This window comes from Chryseosolibacter indicum, from assembly GCF_018598585.1.
GTDB classification, from domain to species: domain Bacteria; phylum Bacteroidota; class Bacteroidia; order Cytophagales; family Cyclobacteriaceae; genus Chryseosolibacter; species Chryseosolibacter indicus.
On record NZ_JAHESD010000021.1, the window covers coordinates 52222 to 76199 of the forward strand.

The 23978-nt window shown below is 41.0% G+C and carries 26 protein-coding genes; 11 read left to right on the forward strand and 15 right to left on the reverse strand.

All coding sequences use genetic code 11. The annotated features are described in order from the left end of the window. Positions 1-9: 9 nt before the first annotated feature. The 3 genes from leuC to KK060_RS11215 form a co-directional block, all read right to left on the reverse strand. Complete coding sequence (leuC, locus tag KK060_RS11205) at positions 10-1419, reverse strand: 3-isopropylmalate dehydratase large subunit (RefSeq protein ID WP_254153820.1); 1410 nt, start codon at positions 1417-1419, stop codon at positions 10-12. Positions 1420-2035: 616 nt separating this feature from the next. Further along, positions 2036-2761 (reverse strand): FRG domain-containing protein, encoded by a 726-nt coding sequence (locus KK060_RS11210; RefSeq protein ID WP_254153821.1) that lies wholly within the window; start codon positions 2759-2761, stop codon positions 2036-2038. A 474-nt stretch (positions 2762-3235) separates the two neighbouring features. Next, positions 3236-4063: a sugar phosphate isomerase/epimerase family protein gene (locus KK060_RS11215; protein WP_254153822.1), complete on the reverse strand. Its 828-nt coding sequence runs from the start codon at positions 4061-4063 to the stop codon at positions 3236-3238. Positions 4064-4272: 209 nt separating this feature from the next. Between KK060_RS11215 and KK060_RS11220 the strand changes: the two genes are divergently transcribed. From KK060_RS11220 to KK060_RS11245, 6 genes are all read left to right on the forward strand, one after another. Beyond that, the gene (locus KK060_RS11220) at positions 4273-5595 is read left to right on the forward strand and encodes a pyridoxal phosphate-dependent aminotransferase (protein ID WP_254153823.1); all 1323 of its coding nucleotides are present in this window, start codon (positions 4273-4275) and stop codon (positions 5593-5595) included. A 233-nt stretch (positions 5596-5828) separates the two neighbouring features. After that, positions 5829-8306 carry an ABC transporter permease gene (locus tag KK060_RS11225; RefSeq protein WP_254153824.1) on the forward strand — a complete coding sequence of 826 codons (2478 nt, stop codon included), beginning with the start codon at positions 5829-5831 and terminating at the stop codon, positions 8304-8306. Positions 8307-8477: 171 nt separating this feature from the next. After that, entirely contained in the window at positions 8478-8924 is a 447-nt protein-coding gene (locus KK060_RS11230) for a hypothetical protein (RefSeq protein ID WP_254153825.1), read from the forward strand. Positions 8925-9052: 128 nt separating this feature from the next. After that, positions 9053-10138: a glycine cleavage system aminomethyltransferase GcvT gene (gene gcvT / locus KK060_RS11235; RefSeq protein WP_254153826.1), complete on the forward strand. Its 1086-nt coding sequence runs from the start codon at positions 9053-9055 to the stop codon at positions 10136-10138. A gap of 5 nt (positions 10139-10143) precedes the next feature. Further along, positions 10144-10935 (forward strand): PhzF family phenazine biosynthesis protein, encoded by a 792-nt coding sequence (locus tag KK060_RS11240; protein ID WP_254153827.1) that lies wholly within the window; start codon positions 10144-10146, stop codon positions 10933-10935. Beyond that, on the forward strand, positions 10932-11669 hold the full coding sequence (locus tag KK060_RS11245; protein ID WP_254153828.1) for a 2-phosphosulfolactate phosphatase: 738 nt from the start codon (positions 10932-10934) through the stop codon (positions 11667-11669). Before KK060_RS11240 ends, KK060_RS11245 begins: the two co-directional genes overlap by 4 nt. On the opposite strand, the gene KK060_RS11250 is transcribed toward KK060_RS11245, so the two are convergent. The 7 genes from KK060_RS11250 to KK060_RS11280 all read right to left on the reverse strand — a co-directional run bounded on the left by KK060_RS11250 (position 11659) and on the right by KK060_RS11280 (position 15971). Next, complete coding sequence (locus tag KK060_RS11250) at positions 11659-12786, reverse strand: acyltransferase family protein (RefSeq protein WP_254153829.1); 1128 nt, start codon at positions 12784-12786, stop codon at positions 11659-11661. The genes KK060_RS11245 and KK060_RS11250 overlap by 11 nt on opposite strands. A 111-nt stretch (positions 12787-12897) precedes the next feature. Beyond that, positions 12898-13224 carry a nucleotide pyrophosphohydrolase gene (locus KK060_RS11255; protein ID WP_254153830.1) on the reverse strand — a complete coding sequence of 109 codons (327 nt, stop codon included), beginning with the start codon at positions 13222-13224 and terminating at the stop codon, positions 12898-12900. A 25-nt stretch (positions 13225-13249) separates the two neighbouring features. Next, complete coding sequence (locus KK060_RS11260; RefSeq protein WP_254153831.1) at positions 13250-13924, reverse strand: M15 family metallopeptidase; 675 nt, start codon at positions 13922-13924, stop codon at positions 13250-13252. Beyond that, positions 13921-14373 (reverse strand): D-aminoacyl-tRNA deacylase, encoded by a 453-nt coding sequence (gene dtd / locus KK060_RS11265; protein ID WP_254153832.1) that lies wholly within the window; start codon positions 14371-14373, stop codon positions 13921-13923. The genes KK060_RS11260 and dtd overlap by 4 nt, the downstream gene beginning before the upstream one ends. A 12-nt stretch (positions 14374-14385) precedes the next feature. Then, on the reverse strand, positions 14386-15027 hold the full coding sequence (locus KK060_RS11270; protein ID WP_254153833.1) for an NAD-dependent epimerase/dehydratase family protein: 642 nt from the start codon (positions 15025-15027) through the stop codon (positions 14386-14388). Beyond that, positions 15024-15416: a YkvA family protein gene (locus tag KK060_RS11275; protein ID WP_254153834.1), complete on the reverse strand. Its 393-nt coding sequence runs from the start codon at positions 15414-15416 to the stop codon at positions 15024-15026. The genes KK060_RS11270 and KK060_RS11275 overlap by 4 nt, the downstream gene beginning before the upstream one ends. Before the next feature lie 33 nt (positions 15417-15449). Next, positions 15450-15971 (reverse strand): DUF7935 family protein, encoded by a 522-nt coding sequence (locus KK060_RS11280; protein ID WP_254153835.1) that lies wholly within the window; start codon positions 15969-15971, stop codon positions 15450-15452. Positions 15972-16035: 64 nt separating this feature from the next. Between KK060_RS11280 and KK060_RS11285 the strand changes: the two genes are divergently transcribed. Both KK060_RS11285 and KK060_RS11290 read left to right on the forward strand, forming a co-directional pair. Further along, complete coding sequence (locus tag KK060_RS11285; protein ID WP_254153836.1) at positions 16036-16230, forward strand: hypothetical protein; 195 nt, start codon at positions 16036-16038, stop codon at positions 16228-16230. 87 nt (positions 16231-16317) lie between these two features. After that, positions 16318-16644 (forward strand): HesB/IscA family protein, encoded by a 327-nt coding sequence (locus KK060_RS11290; RefSeq protein ID WP_254153837.1) that lies wholly within the window; start codon positions 16318-16320, stop codon positions 16642-16644. Here KK060_RS11290 and folB read toward each other — a convergent pair. The 3 genes from folB to KK060_RS11305 all read right to left on the reverse strand — a co-directional run bounded on the left by folB (position 16634) and on the right by KK060_RS11305 (position 18909). Then, complete coding sequence (gene folB, locus KK060_RS11295; protein ID WP_254153838.1) at positions 16634-16996, reverse strand: dihydroneopterin aldolase; 363 nt, start codon at positions 16994-16996, stop codon at positions 16634-16636. The two genes, KK060_RS11290 and folB, sit on opposite strands and share 11 nt — an antisense overlap. A 199-nt stretch (positions 16997-17195) precedes the next feature. Then, positions 17196-17987, reverse strand: coding sequence for a DivIVA domain-containing protein (locus KK060_RS11300; protein ID WP_254153839.1), 792 nt, complete (start codon positions 17985-17987; stop codon positions 17196-17198). Positions 17988-17997: 10 nt separating this feature from the next. Beyond that, the gene (locus KK060_RS11305) at positions 17998-18909 is read right to left on the reverse strand and encodes a WD40 repeat domain-containing protein (RefSeq protein ID WP_254153840.1); all 912 of its coding nucleotides are present in this window, start codon (positions 18907-18909) and stop codon (positions 17998-18000) included. 126 nt (positions 18910-19035) lie between these two features. Between KK060_RS11305 and KK060_RS11310 the strand changes: the two genes are divergently transcribed. Both KK060_RS11310 and KK060_RS11315 read left to right on the forward strand, forming a co-directional pair. After that, positions 19036-19656, forward strand: a complete 621-nt coding sequence (locus tag KK060_RS11310) for a 4'-phosphopantetheinyl transferase family protein (RefSeq protein WP_254153841.1) — start codon at positions 19036-19038, stop codon at positions 19654-19656. A gap of 10 nt (positions 19657-19666) precedes the next feature. Then, on the forward strand, positions 19667-20233 hold the full coding sequence (locus KK060_RS11315; protein ID WP_254153842.1) for a redoxin domain-containing protein: 567 nt from the start codon (positions 19667-19669) through the stop codon (positions 20231-20233). Between the two features lies 1 nt (position 20234). Here KK060_RS11315 and KK060_RS11320 read toward each other — a convergent pair whose 3' ends face one another. Together KK060_RS11320 and KK060_RS11325 are read right to left on the reverse strand one after the other, a co-directional pair. Then, a complete protein-coding gene (locus KK060_RS11320) occupies positions 20235-20483 on the reverse strand; it encodes a hypothetical protein (protein ID WP_254153843.1) in 249 nt (82 codons plus the stop codon). Positions 20484-20628: 145 nt separating this feature from the next. Then, positions 20629-22452, reverse strand: coding sequence for a glycosyltransferase (locus KK060_RS11325; RefSeq protein WP_254153844.1), 1824 nt, complete (start codon positions 22450-22452; stop codon positions 20629-20631). Positions 22453-22577: 125 nt separating this feature from the next. Between KK060_RS11325 and KK060_RS11330 the strand changes: the two genes are divergently transcribed. After that, positions 22578-23978, forward strand: a 1401-nt coding sequence (locus KK060_RS11330) for a Clp protease N-terminal domain-containing protein (RefSeq protein ID WP_254153845.1), incomplete at its 3' end; no start/stop codon positions are given.

The following is a 23978-nucleotide window of genomic DNA, read 5'->3' on the forward strand; positions in this document are numbered from 1 at the left end:
TATTCAATTTTAAACTAGTTCTCTGACGTCGGTAACTTTCCCTGTAATGGCCGCAGCTGCAGCCGATAGCGGACTTGCCAGAAATGTCCTTGACTTTGGTCCTTGTCTTCCTTCAAAATTTCTGTTTGAAGTCGATATACAATACTTACCCGCGGGAATCTTATCTTCATTCATTCCAAGGCAGGCTGAACATCCAGGACCACGTAGTTCAAATCCTGCTTCTTCAAATATTTTATCAAGGCCTTCCTGACGCGCTTGCTGTTCTACCTGTTTTGATCCTGGTACAACCCATACTTCTACATCAGGTGCCTTCTTCTTGCCTTTTACCATCTGGGCTACCAAACGCAGATCTTCAATACGTGCGTTTGTACAACTTCCGATGAAAACATAGTCAACCTTTCTACCAAGGAGTTGTGCTCCTGGCTCAAGCCCCATGTACTCAAGAGATTTTGAAAAAGATGTATGCTCACTAATATCTTTAAGCTCATTCAATGTTGGAATACGATCAGTGACCTTGATGCCCATACCAGGGTTTGTACCGTAAGTAATCATAGGCGCAATGTCTGCAGCATCATATTTTAGAACTTCATCAAACTCAGCTCCGTCGTCTGATTTCAAATGCCTCCATTGTTCAACCAATCGATCGAACTGTTCTCCTTTAGGAGCAAATTGACGACCTTTAATGTAATTGAAGGTCGTCTCGTCAGGCGCAATTAGTCCGCCACGCGCTCCCATCTCAATACTCATATTGCAAATCGTCATACGAGCTTCCATAGAAAGATTGCGAATGGTATCACCGGCATATTCAACAAAATATCCTGTAGCACCGCTCGCAGAGATTTTCGAGATGATGTATAGAATAATATCTTTTGCGAGAACTCCTTTGCCAAGTTTTCCATTGATCTCAATCTTCATACGCTTGGGCTTATACTGAAGTACACATTGAGTCGCCAATACCTGTTCTACCTCACTTGTACCAATGCCGAAAGCAATGTTTCCGAAAGCACCATGCGTAGATGTATGGCTATCACCACACACAATGGTCATACCTGGAAGTGTAAGACCTAACTCGGGTCCGATTATATGAACAATGCCTTGAAAAGGATGGCCAAGATCGTAGAGGTTAACGCCAAACTCCGCACAGTTCTTACGCAGTGTTTCTACCTGATGTCTTGATAATGCTTCTTTAATTGGTAGATGCTGATCTTTGGTAGGAACATTATGATCTGCTGTGGCAGTAGTTCTTGAGGTATTAAAAACTTTTATGCCTCTCTTACGTAATCCATCAAAAGCTTGCGGACTTGTAACCTCATGAATAAAGTGTCTGTCGATGTATAACACGTCAGGATAACCTTCACTTTGCCTTACTACGTGCGCATCCCAGATTTTGTCGAACAATGTTTTAGCTGTCTGGCTCATTTCTATTACGTCTAAAAAATTCAATCAATGTAAACAAGTGTTAGTTTGTCGTAGTCTTCTTAAAACGAAACCGCCCCTCCAGAAGAATTTCTGGAGGGGCGGACGACAATATCTATATTTACAACGATTGCTCTGTGTTAACTCAAAATTATTTAATTGTGATTTACGAAGATGCCAAAAGTAATCGGTACATCAATAAAAAAATAAAAAAATTTCAAACCACACAAGTGTTTGGTTGTTTCCTCATCTCTTGAATTTAAAAAGAACATCTTAAAAATTTATAAAGCCGCCTTGTCCTGATTATTATTTAGCAACTTCTTCATCAGTGTACTTCTCACACATTAATCAATTGTCTCGTTGCTAAAGTGTTTTTCTCATTTCGTTATTTGCTTTCTCTTCTCATTATAAATCAGTAGTAATACGGAGCGAAAATCAAGTTTTATCTGTATACCCGGTTGCCTGCCCAAATGTTAATTTTGCATTCACACCAATCAATATAGTTTCAATCAATATTGATATTTAATGAAGGGATTTTTCTTCATTGGTTTAGGCTTAGGTATAATTGGATGGTTGGCTAATACGGTCGCATCAGACGGATCGACCTTACCATTCATACTTAAAAATGACCACTATTTTGTTGAAGAAAAAGCCACTCAACATGTTTAGCCAGCCCATCTATATCAGGATACATTGAAGCAGAGTTTATCCCGAAGTTATGAAGCCTCTTCTTGCATTCTCCAAAGCACTCACTACTAATCTTAATCTTAAATAACCGCTCACTGTATTCCGCATTTTTCTCAAACGGAACAAATTTCTTTTCAGCATTTGCTTTATGTATCGTAAACCAGCCAAACTGGGCCGATATTCTTTTTGTGATATGGTTAGGCTTAAAAACTTTGGTCATCCTTTCCTTAAAAGGATCCATGTCTTCTGTAGATGCCACAATGTCTTCTTCAGGAACATTAAAACCCCACACTACAGAGTAATCAGCATGACGTGCCTCTGTTTTTGGTGCCATTGAAAACCACATTGCTATTAAAGGATTCTCTGACCAATCAAGCAAGCGGGTAGCCATGCCATGATGCTGAGCAAGCGCTAGCCAATCCCATGAATTACCGGGTTGATAATCTATAAGGTGAATACTTCTTCTCTGAAAGTCTTCCAGCATCTCGCGCTCAACTTTATCAACATCAAGTACGTCGTATCGCGCAATCTTTGGCAATAAGGCTTTGTCAAGACTTTGGCCTCTGTACAGTGTAAACTGATCAAGGGGTATCTCCAAAATTATTTCCTGGTACTCTTTAAAACTCGAAATCGTATATGTTTTATAACCGGCATCCATAGTGTTTCTAAACCGCTAAAATTGCGTACCTAAATAAGGTATAATTAATGGAAATAATGGTACAGCGCAATTCCAGCACGGAATATCTTCGTGATAAATTTTCTCAAGTCTTAATATGTGCCACCTTACATTAGTTGCTCTTTGGGGTACCCTCAAAAGCAGCTTTCACCCACCTCAGCCTAACGTCTCCGTAACGTTAGCCCCACGTTTCACCTGGGTTTGAGTAGCATTTGTCTAACCCTTGTCTAGGTTTCTCCCGTCGCAAACGTTAGAAAAACGAGCTCCTTTTATATCACATTGGAAATCAGATTATTACCTGTTTTTAAAATCTATTGCAACGGTTTTTAGTGAGTCAAGCCGATTCACATTTCAAACGGCTCCCTTACAGGCAGGAACGATAACAGTAGGAACTGCTTTATGTCGGCATGGAAAAAGTGTCTTCGCAGTTTTACGCAACCACGAAGACATTAAGCATTACTTCAAACTCTTAAGGTAAGCGAGGCTTTGTGGTATTTGCTGAACAGCATGTGATGACTCATCTTCAATAAAATAATATTTTATGCCAATCTTCTTTGCCGCCTTCATTACTTCTTCAATACCAACATCACCCTGCCCCAACACAACATTTGTTTCTACATCAGCATGTCCATTTTGGTTGCCAGGCGTTCCATGTGCCCTGTCCTTGAGGTGCATCAACTCAAATCGCTTCGGATACTTATTTAGCAACGCCACAGGATCCTGACCTGGATGTTTCACCCAAAATACATCCATCTCGAAGTTGAGGTTCTTATCCGTGTGCTTCACAAGATAGTCAAAGAGAGTACCACCTTCGTAAGGCCTGAACTCATATCCATGCGGATGATAACAAAGTGTTATGCCGTTCTTCTTTAGCAATGCTCCGGCTCTGTTAAATACGTCTACTGCTTTCTTTGTATCTTCAATGGTAAAATTATCTCCATTGTGTGGTATCCAGAAACACACCACATATTTAGCTCCAAAAGCTTTCGCATTATCTACTGCCTCTTGGGGGTTTGTTGCAAGCTTGTCAAACTCCGCCCCTACACTTACAACTTTAAGGTTATTCTGTTTTAACATCTTGTCAAACTCCTCCTGAGGTAACCCATAGGTTCCGCCTCCTTCTATTTCTTTAATACCCCATTGCTTTACTTTCGACAACGTACCTGGTACATCAATCTTAAACTCATTTCGTAAACTGTATAACTGCAGTCCTATGTCCTGCGCCAATACCGGCATAGCGGCAATAAGCACAAAACACATAATCATCAATAATTTGGTTCTCATAGTTTGTAGTTTACAGTAAAGTAGCTAATTGTATCGTAATTACTAGGAAGCATTATGCAAGTGGTAAATCTGATATGTTAACTACCAAACACTTGTTAAAGACACTTTTAAAATATTTCTGTTCATAAGCTTGAATCCTTTCTCCAAAACAAAGAACATAGTGTTTATTTATTTTCTGTATAACACAACACAGTGCGAAGACAAAAGCCATGCGACAAAAACTCCTAAGTGAAGGTGCTAAAGAACTTAGTTATGAAATTCGTGAGATTGTAAAGAAAGCGGATCAGTTAAAGAAAATCGGTCTAGACATCTCATGGGAAAATATTGGTGATCCTATCCAGAAAAACCATAAACTTCCTGATTGGATTAAACACATTATCGCTGACCTTGTGAAGCAGGACGATGTCTACAGCTATTGTCCTTCTAAAGGTATTCTAAGCACGCGTGAATTTCTTGCCAAACAAACCAACGCCATGGGTGGCGTACAGATAACTCCTGAAGATATTTGTTTCTTTAATGGCCTTGGCGATGCAATCGGAAAAGTCTACCAGTTTATTACAGAAACCTCGCGTGTTATCGGCCCCTCTCCTGCATATTCTACGCATTCCAGCGCCGAAGCTGCCCATGCTAATCATGAACCTTTAACATACAGGCTCGATCCGGAAAACCATTGGTACCCCGACCTTGATGACCTCTATAACAAAGTAAAGTATAACCCTAACGTTGTAGGCATTCTTATAATCAATCCTGATAATCCGACCGGGATGGTTTACCCACTTGAAACATTAAAAAGAATTGTTGAGATAGCGAAGGAGTTTAAGCTATTTCTAATCGCAGACGAAATCTACCTCAACATAACATACAACGGTGCAAAAGCACATGCGTTGGCAGAAATTATTGACGATGTTCCTGGTATCTCAATGAAAGGCATCTCGAAAGAGTTACCCTGGCCGGGTTCACGTTGTGGGTGGATGGAATATTACAATCGCGATAAAGATGAGGACTTCAATAAATTCTGCCAGGCACTCGATAATGCCAAGATGATCGAGGTTTGTTCAACAAAACTACCGCAGCTCGCTATTCCCAAAATACTTGGCGACGCACGTTTTAAACCATACCGCGAACAAACAAATCAAAACATCGGGCGCAGAAGCAAAATCATTGCTGATATACTTCATACCGTTCCTGAATTAACTTTTAATGAAACCTTCGGCGCTTTCTATAATACCATCATCTTCAGGAAAGACACACTTAAGTCGCATCAGAAAATGAGAATTGATAACGATCAAATAAGAAGTCTTGTTGAAAGCTGGGTTAATAGTAAAGATGGCTCACCTTCAAAGAACATTCAACTCGACAAGCGTTTTGTCTATTACCTTCTCGGTGCGAAGGGCGTATGTGTTGTTCCTATTTCTTCCTTTTGCTCAGAGTTGCAGGGTTTCCGTGTCACGTTACTGGAAGAAGATGAAACAATATTAAAAAGAACTTTTACAGCGATACGGGATGGTATTGTTGAATATTTGGCATCGTGATACACTGCGTGCATAAGCTTCAAACATCGTCTTTGTATTGCTTCACCAAGTCCTTCAGAATGCCTAAAATCACCTTTACTCTTTCCCAGGGTAACCACCATGTTCGTCCCAATACCGAACACTATGTGCTATTAGCGAACGGACCCGAACGTCCAAAAACCCTTAAATAAGCGAAATAGAAGACATTTACAATTCGGAACACACTTTGCAAAAACTATCAAAATCGTTTTTCAATGGTAAGAAATTTCATTCTCCTGTTCCTGCGCAACTTAAAACGCCAAAAGCTCTTTTCGTTCATAAACCTGATGGGCTTAACTGTAAGCATTGCCAGTACTTTGCTTATATATCTATATATAAGTCATGAGCTGAGTTATGATAATTTCCACCCCAACTCAGAGAGGCTGTACAGAGTCAATCAAACATTCATCTGGTCAGACGATAAAGAGACACAGTTTTCCCGTACAGGACCAGGCGTTGCCGTAGCACTTAAGGAAGAATTACCTGAAGTAGAATTAATAACAAGTCTGCATACACCTGGCAACTTCATTATCTCTTATACAACGCCTCATAAAGAAGTGATCTCTTTCGAAGAAGATAAGGTGTTTGCCGCTGACACAAACTTCTTCAGGGTGTTCAACTTTCCTTTAATAGCAGGAGACCCCGTATCCGCCTTTAACAGGATTAATACCCTTGTAATGACCAGATCTACCGCCCAAAAATACTTCGGTAACGACAGCCCCTTAGGTAAGATGGTGAGATTAGGCGGCCTCAAAGGCGAAGGCCAGCAGACATTTGAAGTAACTGGCGTTGTAGAGGATGTACCCGACAACTCAACCATTCAATTTGATGTACTGCTTTCCATGAAAAACTTTCCTGTGGATCGTTTACATTGGAGTTGGATATGGACTCAGTTGGAAACATTTGTACTCCTGAATGAAAAAGCCAATATCAACAACGTACGTGCTAAACTTGAGTCTATACCCAAAAAACGGGTAGAAGAAACATTGCAGCGTGTAATGAACACTACTTACGATGACTATATAAAATCAGGTAAAAAGTGGGAGTTATTTTTACAACCTATCGCAACACTTCACCTCCCCAATCAAGCAGTAGTAGGCTCATTTCCGGATACTGGTAATGTAAAAATTCTTTATTCATTAATAGGTGCTGCAATATTCATTGTGTTGCTCTCATGCATTAACTTCATGAACCTGTCAACAGCACAATTTACAAAGAGAATTAAGGAAGCCAGCGTAAGAAAGATACTGGGTCTTGGTAAAAAAGAATTAAGCATAAGCTACTTCGTTGAAGCGCTTGCATTCTGCCTTATTGCCACCCTTGCAGCACTGGCACTAACGCAAATACTTATTCCCTCATTTAATACAATAACAGGTAAACACCTGAAGATGGATTTACTTCACAATCTTCAGATCGTTGGCTCCTTAGGAATACTCATTGTAGTAATGGCCGTAATCTCCAGCAGTTACCCATCGTTTTTCCTTAGCGGATTTAATCCTGTTGAAGCAGTAAAGGGCAAGCTGAAGATCGGGCGGCAGGGCAAAGCTTTTAGAAATAGTCTGGTTATTTTCCAATTCGCTGTATCAATTATACTTATTGTATGTACTGCCGTAGTCTTTCAGCAACTTCAATATGTATCGGAAAAGGACCTTGGTTTCGATAAGCAAAATCTGATCGAGCTCAAACACGTAGAAGCAGTAAGAAACGAAGAAAGTCTCGCCAAAGCAGTATTAAACATTCCTGGCGTTATTGATGCTTCCTGGTGTAACTCAACACCTCCTAGAATATTCGGTGGTGATTCTTTTACCGCAGAAGGAATGAATGGCGTTAACTTCTCACTTAACTACGGCGCAGGCGACGATCGTTATATTCCTACACTAGATATTAAATTAAAGTTTGGAAGGAATTTCTCTGACCAAAATCCTGATGACGTTAACAAAGTAATTGTAAACGAATCCGCTATCAAAAAGATTGGTTGGCCTGTTGATGAATCGGTTCTTGGCAGAAAGATCTTATACCCTAATAGTGATAGCGCGCAGTTTGAAATTATAGGAGTATTACCTGACTTTAACTACTGGGCACTTGACGTGTCTATAGAACCCCTTGCAATATTTCATATCAAGAACAAACATATCGGCAATTGGGCACAAACCTATCTTGCTGTTCGCATAGAGCCTCAAAATGCAAAAACATGGCAGACAACAATTGCTAGTTTAAATAGCACCTGGAAAGCCCATGCAGGTGACACACCTTTCGAATATGGTTTTATTGACGAATATTTTAATGAAGCTTTTAAAACCCATGAACGTTTTGGAAGCGTGCTCATAGTAATGGCGTCTCTTGCTATACTTATTGCGTGCCTTGGCCTTTTAGGAATGATCATCTACGCCCTTGAGCAACGTACCAAAGAGATAGGTATTCGCAAAGTATCAGGGGCATCCGTATGGAATATTTTAACACTGATTTCAAAAGGTTATACCACCCTCATTATAATAGCCTTCGTCATTGCAGCCCCAATCTCATACTTAATTATGAAGCAGTGGTTGCAGGACTTTGCTTACCGCATTACCCCATCTCCTTGGATATACTTGGCCACTGGCATTGCCATATTGTTTGTAGCTATTCTTATTACAAGCTACCACTCTGTAAAGGCAGCGCTCACCAACCCGGTAGAAGTGTTGAGGGATGAATAAATACTAATTATAAAGTTTAAGGTTAGTTATGTTACAAATAAGCAGGCTGTAGAGTCTGCTTATTTACTTTAAGGCCGGTTTAGCCCCAGTTATCGTCTCCATTGCTGCCATAAAGCTTCACCTTGGCGCTCTCACAATTCCCATGTACATTTGCGCCAAAACTAGCCGCTTATGAAAAAATACATTTATACCCTTCTTTTAGCTCTTTCCATTCTTGCAGCTTGCCAGCAGAAATCTCATGAAAAAGACCATGGCCACGATGCGCATGCAGAAGATGGAATCCAGGAGACTGAAAACCAGGCACTATATAACGAAGTGATGAAAATTCACGATGAGGTAATGCCTAAAATGGAAGACATCCATCGTAAAAAAGAAGCATTAAAAAACCGTATTGCTGAAAACGCCTCGATGCCTGAAGATCAAAAGCAGAAAATTGAAGCTACCATTGCCAAGTTGGATTCGGCAGGTGAAGGCATGATGGTTTGGATGAGACAATTCAATCCTATTCCTGACTCAGCAGGTGAAGAAAAAGCACGCGAGTATCTTGAAACCGAAATGGAAAAAGTAAAGAAAGTACGCGAAGACATCCTCCAGGCGCTTAAACAAGCAGAAAACTAGGTGCTGCATGCTTGATTCTTGATTCCGGATTCTTGATGCTGATCACTGGATGTGGGATCCAGTACCAAGAATCCAGAATCCGGCATCCAGTATCCAGATTTTTCTACCTTTGTGGCCTTTATTAATCTATGGAATTAAAATATATCCCCCTAAACGATCTTCATGCAAAGCTAGGCGGCAAAATGGTGCCCTTTGCAGGTTATAACATGCCCGTAAGATACTCTTCTGATATCGAAGAGCACATGACTGTAAGAAAAGGCGTCGGTGTGTTCGATGTTTCTCATATGGGTGAGTTTACCATTCAGGGGCCGCGTGCATTGGATCTTATCCAGCGGGTAACATCAAACGATGCCTCTAAATTAGTTGATGGTCAGGCGCAATATTCATGTCTCCCAAACGAAACAGGTGGCATAGTAGATGATCTTATTGTATATAAAGTTAAAGACAACGATTACCTAATTGTTGTCAACGCATCTAATATTGAGAAGGATTGGAACTGGTTCAGTAAATACAATACAAAAGGCGCCGAGATGAAAAACATCTCTGACGACATCTGCCTTTTCGCTGTTCAGGGACCTAAAGCATCAGCTACCATACAAAAGCTAACCGATAAAGATTTAAGTACTATCAAGTATTATCATTTCACCATCGGTGAGCTTGCAGGCGTACAGAATGTAGTTATTTCTAATACAGGATATACAGGCGCCGGTGGATTTGAAGTCTACGTTAATAAAGCACATGCTGAAAAAGTATGGAATGCCATCTTCGAAGCTGGAAAAGAATTCGACATCAAACCAATCGGACTTGGAGCGCGTGATACATTAAGGCTTGAAATGGGCTTTTGCCTCTATGGAAATGACATTGATGATACTACCTCTCCGCTTGAAGCAGGACTTGGCTGGATTACTAAATTCACCAAAGAGTTTACCAACTCAGCAGCACTAAAAAAACAAAAAGAAGAAGGTGTTAAGCGCAAGCTTGTTGGCTTTAAGATGATCGACAAGGGAATTCCCCGCCACGATTACCAGATTAAGAATGAGAATGGCGAAGTTATAGGCAAGGTTACATCAGGTACCATGTCTCCTATGTTAAGTGTAGGTATTGGCCTGGGTTATGTTACTGTTGACAAATCAAGCCCCGATGCTGAGATCTTTATTGACGTACGCGGCAAAGGCCTCAAAGCAAAAGTTTCTAAACTGCCACTCATTAGCTAAAAGCATTGAAGCTACCATTTTTTCATGTTGATGCTTTTACGGATACTCTTTTCAGGGGAAATCCTGCAGGAGTATGCATCCTTGATAAATGGTTACCCACTGCAGTCATGCAGCAGATTGCTGCTGAAAACTTTCTTCCGGAGACAGCCTTTTTTGTTCCTGCAGGTAATGATCAGTTCGAACTGAAATGGTTTACTCCGGATATCGAGATGGACTTGTGTGGTCATGCTACATTGGCTACTGCGCATACCATCTTTAACCACTTAAACAATCCATCAGACAAGATATCCTTTCAAACAAAAGGCGGTATTTTAACCGTTTCAAGAGATGGCGATTTACTTACGCTTGACTTTCCGTCGCGCATGCCCTCTCCTGCTATGCTCCCTGAAGTCATTGAAAAAGGTATAGGGATAAAACCTGTTGAGGTATGGAAGGCTCGTGATTATGTTTTGGTTTGTGAGAATCAAAAACAAATTAAGGATTGTAAACCCGACCGATCTGTTCTTGATCAGATAAACCTCGATCCCGGTGGCATTATCATTACAGCGCCAGGTAGCGAGGTTGATTTTGTATCCCGTTTCTTTACAACTCAATCTACCATTTTTGAAGATCCGGTAACCGGCTCAGCGCACTGCTCACTCATTCCATTATGGAGTAAAAAGCTTGGAAAGAAAGAGATGGTAGCATTACAGCTATCGGAAAGACAAGGGAAATTATTTTGTACCAACCTGCAAGACAGGGTGCTTATTGCAGGAAAAGCGTTAACATATTTAGAAGGATTTATACACGTGCCATGAAGAAGGTTGATGTTTGCCTGAGTCCAGATCTCATGCATCTATATGAAGTGCAAAATAGTGCTGTTGTAGTTGTTGACATTTTAAGAGCAACTTCATGTATGACTACAGCCATAGCACATGGTATTGAAAGTATCACACCATTTGCCAAACTTGAAGATTGTCTCGCTATGAAAGCCAATGGCTTTTATACTGCAGGCGAACGCGATGGTAAAAAAGTAGAAGGCTTTGACCTCGGCAACTCTCCTTTTGAATACATGCAACCTAATTTAAAAGGAAAGAAGATTGCCTTTACAACAACCAATGGCACGCAAGCTATTGCGCGATCATTGGGTGCAAAAGATATTATTATCGGATCATTTCTTAACATTACTGCAGTAGTAAATTATCTTAGAGCAAGCGCTGATGATGTATTGATTGTCTGTGCCGGATGGAAGGGCCGTGTAAATCTTGAAGACACATTGTTCGCCGGAGCTTTGGTAAACTATCTTGCCGATGATTATACTTTAGCATGCGATGCACCACTTGCAGCGCAGCGCTTGTACCTACAGGCAAAAGATAATATGGTTGACTTTCTGAAAGACTCAAGCCATGTAAGGCGGCTCGCTAAACTCAACATCCATAAAGACATCGAATTTTGCCTTACGCCTGATCAGTACGAAGTTGTGCCTGTCTTAAAAGAAGGTGTATTAATCAACCACGTTGAAGTTCCTTTGCTTAAAGTAGCTAAACCTTGATGTAGATTCGCTTCTTATCCAAAAGATAGCCTGCCAGCCAGTTTATCAGCATAAAGAAAATGGCAAAAAGAAAAGAGGCATTTATTGGGCTTGCAAAGCTTCCAAAGAAATCAGCATACAGCCATTCCTGCAGGCTCTTATTGCCGAGTGGGATAAGATAAAGCGTAATCAACAGTACTTCTGAAAGCAAGTAAATAAACAAGGGATTTCTTCCAAATACTTCGAAAAAGTAAGTCCAGTTGCGCTTAGCCGATAGTTCAACGATGAAGATCAGCACCGAGAGAAGAACTAAGTCAAGACCTACTGTAAGCAATACAAAAGAGCTTGTCCAAAGTTTCTTATTAATAGGGAAAGTCATGTCCCACCCCAGCGCAACGGTTATCAATACCGCTCCTGCTATCATCAGCTTGGCAATGGTTTCATAGGAGTTGCCATACCGCTTGATGAAATCTCCGGCAAGATATCCAGCGATTACATTTACAATCGCTGGTAAAGTGCTTATTAAACCTTCAGGGTCGAAAGCAATTCCTTCACCGTGATACAAATGCTTTTCACCAAACAAAAACAAGTCAAGTTTCAACCCTGCATTCCCAGCTAGACTATATGGATCAGTTGCATCACCAAGGAAGTAAGCGATAACCCAATACAACACCAATGCACCTATGCTGAACAACACAGCAAACTTTTTTGAACCATAATGTAGTACGATGGAAGCAAAAAGATAACATAACGCTATACGCTGAAGTACACCCGGAATTCTCGTCTCGGCAAGCGGGCGAAGTTCCAGGCCTCCATCTGTTGCTGTACGAAAGAAGGGAAACCAATACATTAAAAAGCCTAATAAGAAAATAACAACGGTTCTCTTTAACACCTTACGCCAGAATAGACCCTCAGGCTTGCCATCAAACTTATGAAGACTAAATGCCATGGCATTACCTACAGCAAATAAGAACGAAGGAAACACCAGATCGGTAGGTGTAAATCCATGCCACGATGCGTGTAATAGGGGTGCATACGCAATATCCCAACTTCCAGGTGAGTTTACGATGATCATAAAACATATAGTCATCCCCCGGAAGACATCCAGGGCCAGGTAACGAGCTTGTTGTTCAACCATTAGGTTCAGGTTTTAGTAGCACGTTAAAAGTATAAAATCAAAAAACGAGAATGAAGATTTGTGATAGAAATTTAACGGTTTATTCTCGCAGGTACTGTGCTTTAAAACACACTACTTAAGTTTCTCATTTTGGTGATGGCGGTCTTTATCACGAAGTGTTTTCTTCTCAAGATTTTTAGTAAAGGCTTCTGTAAGATCAATACCAGTCTGGTTAGCAAGGCACATTAGCACCCAGAGCACATCAGCCATTTCATCTCCAAGATCTTTGTTTTTATCTGATTCCTTTTCAGATTGCTCGCCATATCTGCGCGACATAATCCTGGCAACTTCCCCTACTTCTTCTGTTAGGATAGCCATGTTGGTAAGTTCATTAAAATAACGAACACCGTTTGTTTTGATCCAATCATCGACCAGCTTTTGTGCTTCTTGAATAGTCATGTTTAAAGTTGAATAATACAAATTACTACTGCTCTAACTCCTCAAAATCAATATCCAATACTTCGTAGTTCTTCCATCCTTTGAAGTCGTAGTGCCACCATTCAGAACTGTTTACCCTAAATCCGTATTTCTCCATCACTGCAATTAACATAGCTCTGTTCTTTCTTATTTCCGGGTCTGCCATTGGTGTTGACGGCCATGCTTCTTTTCTGAATGAATCGTATTCAGTAGGCATCTTCAACTCTTTGCCGGTTTTCAGATCAACTATCGTAAGATCTAACGCACAACCTCTGTTATGACGTGAGCCTCTGTATGGCGAAGCAACATAGGTTGTATCATGATAGACCTCATAGAATCTGACAGTAGCTTTATAAGGCCTGTAAGCATCAAATATTTTTATTCCTAATCCTTTAGCATTAAGCTCTAGCTGTATCTTCTTCAACGCTTCTGCTACTGGCCTTCGCGCATAGGCTTTCGCCTTATTATAGATCTGTTCTTTGGTAAAGTTATTGGTAGTAGCGTAACGAATATCCAGCACCAGGTTAGGCACGAACTTCTCCAGGTCTATCAGTTCTTTTTTTGGATCAGCTACAACGCTTTGTTTATAACCCGCAAGTGTAGTGGCTTTAAGTCCATACTTATTCTGGCTGTACACTGAACCGTGTATCAGCAGGAATGTGAGAAGAATAATATGCCTCATACTTTGTTTTTCGTATCAATGATAATTGTTACTGGTCCGTCATTGAAAAGACTCACCTTCATATCGGCACCAAACTTACCGGTTTGAATAGGTTTCCCTAACGCCTCTGCAAGTACTGAAATAAACCTTTCATAGATAGGAATAGCGATATCAGGTTTGGCGGCTTTTATGTATGAGGGTCTGTTTCCCTTCTTCGTACTTGCGTGAAGTGTAAACTGACTTACCAATAAAATATCACCTCCTGTATCTTTCACACTTACATTCATTACACCTGCATCATCATTAAAAATACGAAGATTAACAATCTTGCTGGCCAGCCACTCAATATCTTCTTCAGTGTCCGCATCTTCAATTCCTAACAATACAAGCAAGCCCTGTTGAATGCTTCCGTGAATAACTTTTTCTATTTCAACAGAAGCTGATGTAACGCGTTGAATAACGGCGATCATGAAAAAGTAAAATCAGAATTGTTGCAAGTCTTTCGACTCGTGAATGAATTTACCATCCTTCTCCTGAGATGCATAATGCAACATGGCTCTTGCAACCTTGCTTGCTTCAATGCCTTTGTATTTGCCAGGAATCAGAAAGCCAAAGAATTTATAGACAAACTTTGCTGCATCTTCGCCTGTGCGTTTCTCTGCCCTGTCGCCAAGCAACAACGATGGTCTGAAAATATGAAATGACTCAAAAGCCACATTCGTGATAGCCTCTTCCACCTCACCTTTTACTTTATTGTAGTATATTCCTGAATTCTTATCAGCACCCAAGGCTGACACGAGAAAGTATTGCTTCGCTCCTGAAAGCTTTGTTGCCAATCCAATTCTTAAAGGATAAGAATAATCAACTTCATAAAACTTCTGTTTCGTCTTTGCCTTTGCCATGGTAGTGCCGAGACAACAGAATACATCATCAGCCTGAAGCTGATCGGCATATTTATCAAAATCAGTAAAGTCTACCTTAAGCTCTATCAGTTTAGAACTGTTGATATTAAGATCTTTCCGCGTAAGCGCTATCACCTTATCATACCGATTGGTTGCCAACAACAGGGTAAGCAATTGTTTACCGATAAGGCCCGTTGCTCCTGCTATGAGTGCTGTCTTCATAACACTACCCTGGATTGCTCCCACATGATGAACTTTTCGAGTTCTGCATTAACATGGTTATAAACCCAAATTAAAACACCGATGTCGTCAGTAAACCCTGTTATAGGAATTAAATCAGGAATAAGATCTACAGGATTAATGAAATAGATAATAGCAGCTGTAACCAATAGGATTGTTCTCCAGGAGATGTCACGATATTCACCCAACGCGTAGGCTTTTATTAACCGACCCATCACCATAAACTTCTCTTTTGCTGATTGAACCTTTACTTTCGACCAATCAACGTTTCTGAGCTTAGTTACCAATTGGGTAAAAAGTGTCAACAGCCGATTTGGTTTTACTGCTGATGTAGCGGCTTTTTTTAAAGCTGATTCAAAAAATCGGTTCATAGTAGTAAGATTACAATCATCATGCCCGCTGTACTAGAACACATTCTGAATTTCCTTTTTCAATTCAGATAGGGCATGCGCCAAAGGATCTACCTGCTTATTGATCGTTTTTTCGAAAACCTTTTTTGCCAGGTCAAGGCTTGAGGCCTCCGGTGCCATTTCAGAGGCGGCTTCATTAATGGTAACGATCAAATCTTCTTTCGCATTCTTAATAAGACTCCAAACCGTTTCGCTCATGTAGATTTGCTGGGCAGCGTTGTGGTTGTACTCGTTTCTTATTTCTGTGAGCAGAAGCTGATGAAATTCGTAGGAGCTTACCTTAGCGGTGTTTAACCTCACCAATAAATTCTGAGGTGCCATGCGGTCGAGAAAGAGGGCCATGCGTTCATAAGCATGTAATCGGGTAGGGAGCACTGTTTCGATGCTTTTGCCGCGCACCTCAAGTTTTTTCATATCCACTTCTTTCTGAATGAAGGAACGTACAAGAAGATAAGCTGCATACAATACAACAGAGGCCGGAATAAGTATTTTCCCAAATTCAATAAGAGCGTCCATAGAATTTATTTCGAGTAAAATGTGTTTGAAAATTAGCTAATTTTACGGTTAATAAGCAAAAGTTATGAGTGGCGCCAAATTAAAGGAACATTTGCTAAAAATTGCCAGTGAAGTCACTGAAATTACAAGCCTCGACGAGGTGTATGAGCAATTGGCATTATTAAATGACATTGAAGAATCTGAATTGGAAGATACTCGCGGTGAAACCATTTCTCATCAGGAAGTTATTGATCGTTCAAAAGAATGGTTAATGAAATAATTTACAAAAGAGCTTCTACGACAAAAGGATTATAATAAGCAGGGTTTTTCATACTTCACAAAATCCTAATAAACTGAAAGGTGTATAATGTTTGACAACATCCAGCCTGTTACCATCTCATTAAGAGCTGCAGAAGAAATCAGAAAGATTATGCAGACAAAGAACATCCCGGCAAACTACGGCTTACGGGTAGGCGTAAAGGGCGGCGGTTGTGGCGTTTCGCTTGTTATCGGATTTGATAAGCAGAAAGACGCTGACATGGCTTACACCATTGACGATATCCCTGTGTTTATCGACAAAAAACACACGATGTTCCTGATCGGGAAAGAGGTTGACTTCTATGAGGGCGAAGACGCCAGGGGATTTGTTTTTATTGACCCTGACAAAAAAGAACCTGTTAATTCTAACGTCTAGCTTTCGAGAGATAAACAGATGCCTTTCTGCATTTACCTCCTATCGGCGGATTCAGTTTCGAAAGCTTTACCTCTACCTTTCCAACCGCTTTAAGCTGATCCATTACAGCATTAACAATGTTCTCAACCACCGTTTCAAGAAGCCGCGAAGGCTTTTCCATTTCTTCCTTTATCAGCCTGAACAGCGTTTCGTAGTTAACGGTGCCATTAAGCTCATCGGTTTGAGCCCCTGCTGTAAAATCTGTCTCTACGCTGATATCAACTTCAAACCAATTTCCGGATTCTCGCTCATGTGGATACACGCCATGAAAAGCATGGAACTCCAAACCCTCTAAGGATATTTTACCTGCCATCTAACTTTGAGATTGTGAAGTGCGAAGATATAAAAAAGGCATTGGTCAATAGTCATTAGCTACTAGTCATTAGTCAATGGTCATTGGTGCATTACTATTGACTAATGACTATTGACCATTGACTATACTCACCAATGCCCAATACTTAGTACCTAATGCCTTTTTCCATTTACTAGTGACTATTTACCAGTGACTCTTTTTATCCGATTTCGTCAAAAAAGGATTTTACTGGCTTTTTAGAAACTGGTTCGGGTTCAAAAGTATAAGACTTAATAACAGGCTCTTCAGCTTCTACAGCTACCGGCTCAGGCTGTAATTCATTTTCCGGCTCCTGCACGGGCTCTGGTTTTCTTACAGGTTCTGCGTTAATGATCTGTTCGTGGCGTGCTGTTTTCTCAAATTCATGATTAGGGAAAGCTATTTTACGCGCCTCACGCTTTACAGAAGAGAGATGTTTATCCGGATTAAAATCTTTAGTATGAACAGTAGCCCGCTCAACACGGTCCAACAGATCTGATGCTAACCGCTTGAGGTCACTAATAAGGTCCTCTCGTGATGATTCTAGTTTTTTGTAATTATCGATAAGAGACTTGAGGCGATCTTCCATGTCTTCAACAATCTCCTTCGCCCGCGACTCAGATTCTTCAATGGTATCTCTGGCCTTTGTTTTTGCCTCGTTCAAAATGGCATCTGCCTTTAACTGTGATTCTTTCAAATGAAGTTCGGCAGCTTTTCTTGCCTGGTCTATTACATTAGCCCCCGTATCTTCAGCAGTCTTTAAAGTTTTATATAGCGAACCTTCAACTTCTCTCAGCTTTGTTACCTCACGTTCTGTAGCTTCAAGTTTAATGCGCAGCTCTTTATTTTCATCCTGAAGTCTCTCCCACTCCTGTGAGAGCGTAAACAAGAACGCGTGAACTTCATCCTTTTCATAACCCCGGAAATTCTTCTCGAAAGTTTTCTGCCTTATTTCAAGCGGTGTGATTCTCATACAATTAAGTTTAAAAAATGATGTGCCACACAGAGATCGTGCGATCGTCGCTGGCACTTAGCAATTGATTATTATACGATGTCCAAAAAAGTTTGTTGACGGAAGTTCCGTGTCCCGCATGACGGGCTCTGTCGATCACCTTTAAAAGTGTTAAGGCTTCTGTATCCCACACCTTAATGGATTTATCCATGCTACAAGTTACAAAATGTTTGCCATCTGCGCTAAAATCGATATGATTTATCGCATACATGTGTGCTACAATCTCCGCTGCCTGGCTATATCCAACATCTCCGTCCCATACCTTCAACCTTGCGTCTCTTGAGCCACTCATCAATAAATTACTTTCGGGCATATACCGAAGCGTAAACACTGAGTTAGCATGCGCCTGCCATTCGGCCTTCAAGATTAAGTCTTCATCAAACACCCTGATGAAATTATCACTATAGCCTACTGCGATATCCCCCGTAACTTCATTAACAGCAATCGTGCGGGCGCTTTTTTCTGAGGCCTGATTTTTCTTGGTGATTACCAATTGATCCATCCTGACTTTCGAAAGTACACCATCGCCGCTTGCCACCAGTAAATCATTCTTTCCCAGGTGTTGGATATCGAAGATCGCGGCCTTCGTTAGCTGTAACGAACTTATTTCCTTTTTATTCTTCCAAGATAGGATATGTATGCCTTCATAATTATGGCCGGCAATCAAAAGATCAGTATACGGATGATGATGTAGGGCATAGACCGAATTGGGAAGTTTGGCAATTACGTCACCAGTCTCGGGGTCCTGCAAGTTCCAGCGCACCACCATACCATCGCCAGAACCGGAAAAGAACGTATGCTCCTCCGAAGATCCCTGAAGGGTGTAAATACAATCACGGTGCCCTGTTAATGTATGAATTCTCTCAACCTTGACTTGCGACATGCCTTTACAATAAAGCCGAAAGTTCTAACTTTCAGCAGATTTTACAATTTTGTTCACGCTCCGAATTGTGGGAAACGAATGATTGTAACAGAAGAAACGTGCGTATCAAATTTTCGTTCAACGTAAATGCCTTTAGAAAAGCTTATTGACAATATTGAATCGGCCTGGGCAATCTGGAAGATTACTGAAAGTGAAACCCAGCTGTCCGATAAAATAAACTCCATTGATCGTGTTCCCGAATCTGTAACCAATCCCTTTAAAAGACTTGAATACCTTGCCGGCCGAGTTGTTATTAAAAAGTTATTAGAAAACTGGTCACTGCAGTACGAAGGACTCGTAAAAGATGAATTCGGGAAACCATACCTTAAAAACTTTTCCTTTCATATCTCCCTGAGTCACTCCTATCCGTACGTCGCTGCCGTTATAAACCAGAAATTTGCGGTGGGCATTGATTTGGAACAGCCTAAAGAAAAGTTGCTTAGAATAGGGCCACGGGTACTAAACCAGCAGGAATTGCAGGATGCCGGCATTGACATAGTAAAGCATTGTATCTATTGGTGCTCAAAAGAAGCGCTGATAAAAATCTATGGAAAAAAAGACCTGATGCTAGCTAAAAACCTGGCTATAGAGCCCTTTTCTATTCAGAAACAGGGATCGATAACTGGCCGGATTATTGTCGGTAGTAATGAAACGTTGGTAAAATTAAATTATCACGTTTCTGATAACTTTGTGGTTGTACATAATTGAAACGAATAGCATGAAAAAGTTAGTTGCAGTTTTATTCACTTTTATAGCAGTTATTGCAGCGAGGGGACAACAAGTGAGTAACTTTAGTCTTACTAACGTGATTAACAACCAGACTGTATCCCTGGACACCTACCCATCTTGTCAGGGGTTGGTAATCGTATTTACAAGCACCAATTGCCCGTATGATGAATACTACCGTAATCGTATTGCCAAGCTTGCGCAAAACTATCAAGATCGTGTTCCGGTATTGCTTGTAAACAGCGATCCGAACGGAAGCAATGAAAGTATGGCCGCAAAAGCCAAACAACAGAATACCAATATACCATACTTGTCAGATAAAGATCAAACATTGATGACTAACCTCAATGCCCGTAAGTCTCCTGAGGCATTTTTGCTGAAGAATAACAACGGCAAATTCTCTGTTGTGTACCGGGGTGCTATTGACGACAATGCACAGGTTGAAGGAGACGTGCGCCAGCATTACCTGAAAGATGCCATTGACATCATGCTCAGCAATCAAACCATCACCACCCCTGAAGTGCGGCCTGTAGGCTGCAACCTGAAAAAGAAGGGCTAAGCTAATTATAAGCAGGGCAGCTCAGGTAATCACCCTTAAGTACGAGCTTGGCTTCTAGCCCTGATAAAGCTGACAGAAGCTTCGAAGTCTCCGATGCCAGCACCATGCCAGCACCGTGCGTACAGCGTGTCTGCGAGAAAAGGGGGTGTTTTCTCGCAGACATGGTGCTGGCATGGTGCTCGCATGGTGCTGGCAGAATCCATTCCCAAGCTATTTGGGATGATACGGGGATTTGGAATGTGGCAGACATTCGGTTCAGCATTGTCTCCTCCGTCTACAAAAAGACACTAAAACAGGCCTGGGTATCTGCGAAGGATCTCCCGGTCTTGGAGCTTATACTAGTGCAAATAATTAGGAGTATTTACTTTGAAGAGTCTCAAATACTATCCATCGCATTAACGAGCGACCGCCTTTTCGTATATACTATTGTAGTACAGTATTAAGTTCTTCCAGTCAAAATATGCGGAATAACTCTCCGCATTATTACGTTGGATAACCCTTTCCCTTCTGCTCAGCTTGAGAAATCTATACATATACGCTGCGAGCTGCCTCGCACTCCAATCGAAAGTGCGTTTGCTTCTTTCTACCACAAATATTCCGTTCTTTTCATGGTCAGGAAAGTTATTCAGAAGATAGTCACCAAAGCCTGAAAGGTCACTGGTTACAGCAGGGATACCACTGGCAAGTGCTTCCAAGGGCGTATAACCCCAGGGCTCATAATAACTTGGGAATACTCCCAGGTTACATCCTCGCACAAAATGAAGATAGTCCATACCAAAGAGCGGATTTGTAGAAGAGATAAAATCAGGATGATATACCACTTTTACCTTATCATCTTTATGATTCAGTAAATTCTTTTCCTGAAGGGTCTTCATCACTTCATCATGCTCTTCATCTACAAGGTTATGCGTTACAAGTGAAGGCAGATTATTTGTTTTCCATGACTGTATTGTTCTTCTATAACGAAGCTTCCAGTATTCATCTACAAAATCGTTGAGGTTAGGAAGATGATGATCGTTTCTACTTGTGCTTTCGTAAAACAACCTGCTGCCCACCTGCTTTAAAATAGCATCACAGGTTTGTCTTATCTCTTCCATCACAGCATGCGAATGAAGCGTTTCCGGTTTTATGCTGTAATAGTCCCTCTTGCTTACAAAAAACATCACTACGGTTACATCCGAGCCCTCACGTTTCAATTGTTCGTTGAGGTAGCTCAGGGCTTCCAGGGTTAAATCAAAACCCTTATTCTTAAATTCAAATCTTCCTGAAGTAAAGAAATACATTGTTTTATCCAGGTCGAAAGAATAAGAATGAAAGAAATGACCCATAATAAAATCATGGATCTGTTCCTTATATTCAGAATGCAGATTCTGAAATTCGTAGAGGGTTTCGAATCGCTGTATGTTTAGTCCGTTGGGAAGTATGGCATCAACTTCTCTCTTCAAGAGATACTCACATTCACGTGCGGTAAGATCACTAACAGTGGTAAAATAATCGCACGACTGTGCAATTTTAAACTCCATTGTTGCCTCTGTCTCAACGCCAAATTTTCTCGCCTCATCTTCCCACTGAAAGAATGGCAAATGGGAATAGAACTGGGGTGAATTTATTGCAAGGTGCCTTCCCAATTGGGTAGCATGGGTTGTGAATATCGTCTTAACAGGGATACCCTCTCTTTTAATATCAAGGATAGGAAGACCGCCCATCCATTCATGAAAATGTGTAATAACTTTATGGTCCTCACCAGAAAGTTTCATTAGTTCATCAATGAATAATTTAGTGAGGTATCCAAAGCTTACAACCTGATTGATCAGCGCATTATCGCCAGGCGTACTAATGCCATGGTTTTGCCACAACAAATACTTGATTACGTTTAAGGTGTCAGTATCTACCGAATTTGGATTGAGCAATACAACGCGTGGCTTACCTGTCACTAACCACTCAGCATAATGCACATCATAACCGCGCTTTCGCAGAGAGGCCGCTGCTTGTCCAAAGATATCTTCAATGTCATCCAATGGTTCTAATTCGGCAGAGATATTTGGGTGAACGTAAGGCCCTATTAAACAGTATCGCCCCGCCCATTGCTCCATCATTACCGGTACTTTGGATCGAATAACCGTGTAAATCCCTCCTACCTGATTACAAACCTCCCATGCAACCTCTACCAGGTAAGCCTGGGGTAGAAAAACCGGAGCAAGCAACGAACGTTTTGACATACTAATTAGACAATTTGACCCATTTTACCCTCTTTAGCTATTACTTATGTGCCATACTTGCTGGATTCCGGTACTAACGATAAATGGACCCCGTTTTGATAAATGATGACCGAGGTTTTTAAGCTATGAACTTTGAAAAATTTACCATAAAATCACAGGAAGCTTTACAAAAGTCTGCTGAGATTGCTATGGGCAACCAGCAGCAGGCCATTGAACCTGGCCACTTGTTAAAGGCTATCCTGGAAACAGATGAGAATGTCACTTCTTATCTTATAAAGAAATTAAATGTTAACCAGATTTTGTTGGATAACAAACTCAACGAATTGTTGAATAGTTACCCCAAGGTTTCTGGTCAACAACCCTACTTGTCATCAAACACAAATTCTGTTCTGCAGAATGCCGAGAAAGAACTGCGCGAATTCAAAGATGAATACATTGCAGTTGAGCATCTTGTTCTTGCACTTTTATCTTCCAAAGATAAAGTAGCATCGCTGATGAAGGACACAGGGTTTGAACGTGTTGGACTTATCAAAGCTATTAAAGAATTAAGAGGAGGATCTACTGTGACTGATCAAAATGCAGAAGCAAAATACAAGTCTCTGGAACGCTACTCTAAGAACCTGAACGATCTTGCAAAAAAAGGAAAAATAGATCCGGTTATTGGACGTGACGAGGAGATCAGGCGTGTACTTCAAATACTTTCAAGGAGAACAAAGAACAACCCTATTTTACTTGGCGAGCCCGGCGTTGGAAAAACTGCCATTGTAGAAGGTCTGGCTCAACGTATTGTAAATGGGGACGTTCCAGAAAATCTGAAAGATAAAATTATTGTGTCTTTGGATATGGGGCTACTTGTTGCAGGAGCCAAGTATAAAGGAGAATTTGAAGAACGTTTAAAAGCAGTTATTAAAGAAGTAACTGATGCAAACGGACAGATCATCCTGTTTATTGACGAGATCCATACATTGATTGGTGCAGGCGGTGGCGGTGAGGGTGCTATGGATGCTGCCAACTTATTGAAACCTGCGCTGGCACGTGGTGAGTTACATGCCATTGGTGCCACTACTTTAAAAGAATATCAGAAGTACATCGAGAAGGACAAAGCGCTTGAAAGAAGATTCCAGTCAGTAATGGTTGATGAACCATCTGTTGAGGACTCTATATCTATCCTTCGCGGGATTAAAGATAAATATGAACTTCATCACGGCGTTCGTATTAAAGACGATGCAGTAATTGCATCAGTTGAGTTGTCGAGCCGTTATATTTCCGACCGTTTCTTACCAGATAAGGCTATTGACCTGATGGATGAGGCTGCATCTAAACTTCGTCTTGAAATGGACTCGCTACCTGAAGAACTTGATGAGTTGAACAGGCGCATTATGCAGCTTGAGATAGAACGTGAGGCCATTCGCAGAGAAAAAGATAAAGAGAAAGAAGCCGTTCTTTCAAAAGAAATTGCTGAGCTTAACGAGCAGCGTAACTCACTGAAGGCAAAATGGGAAAGCGAGAAGAATGTTGTTCATGGC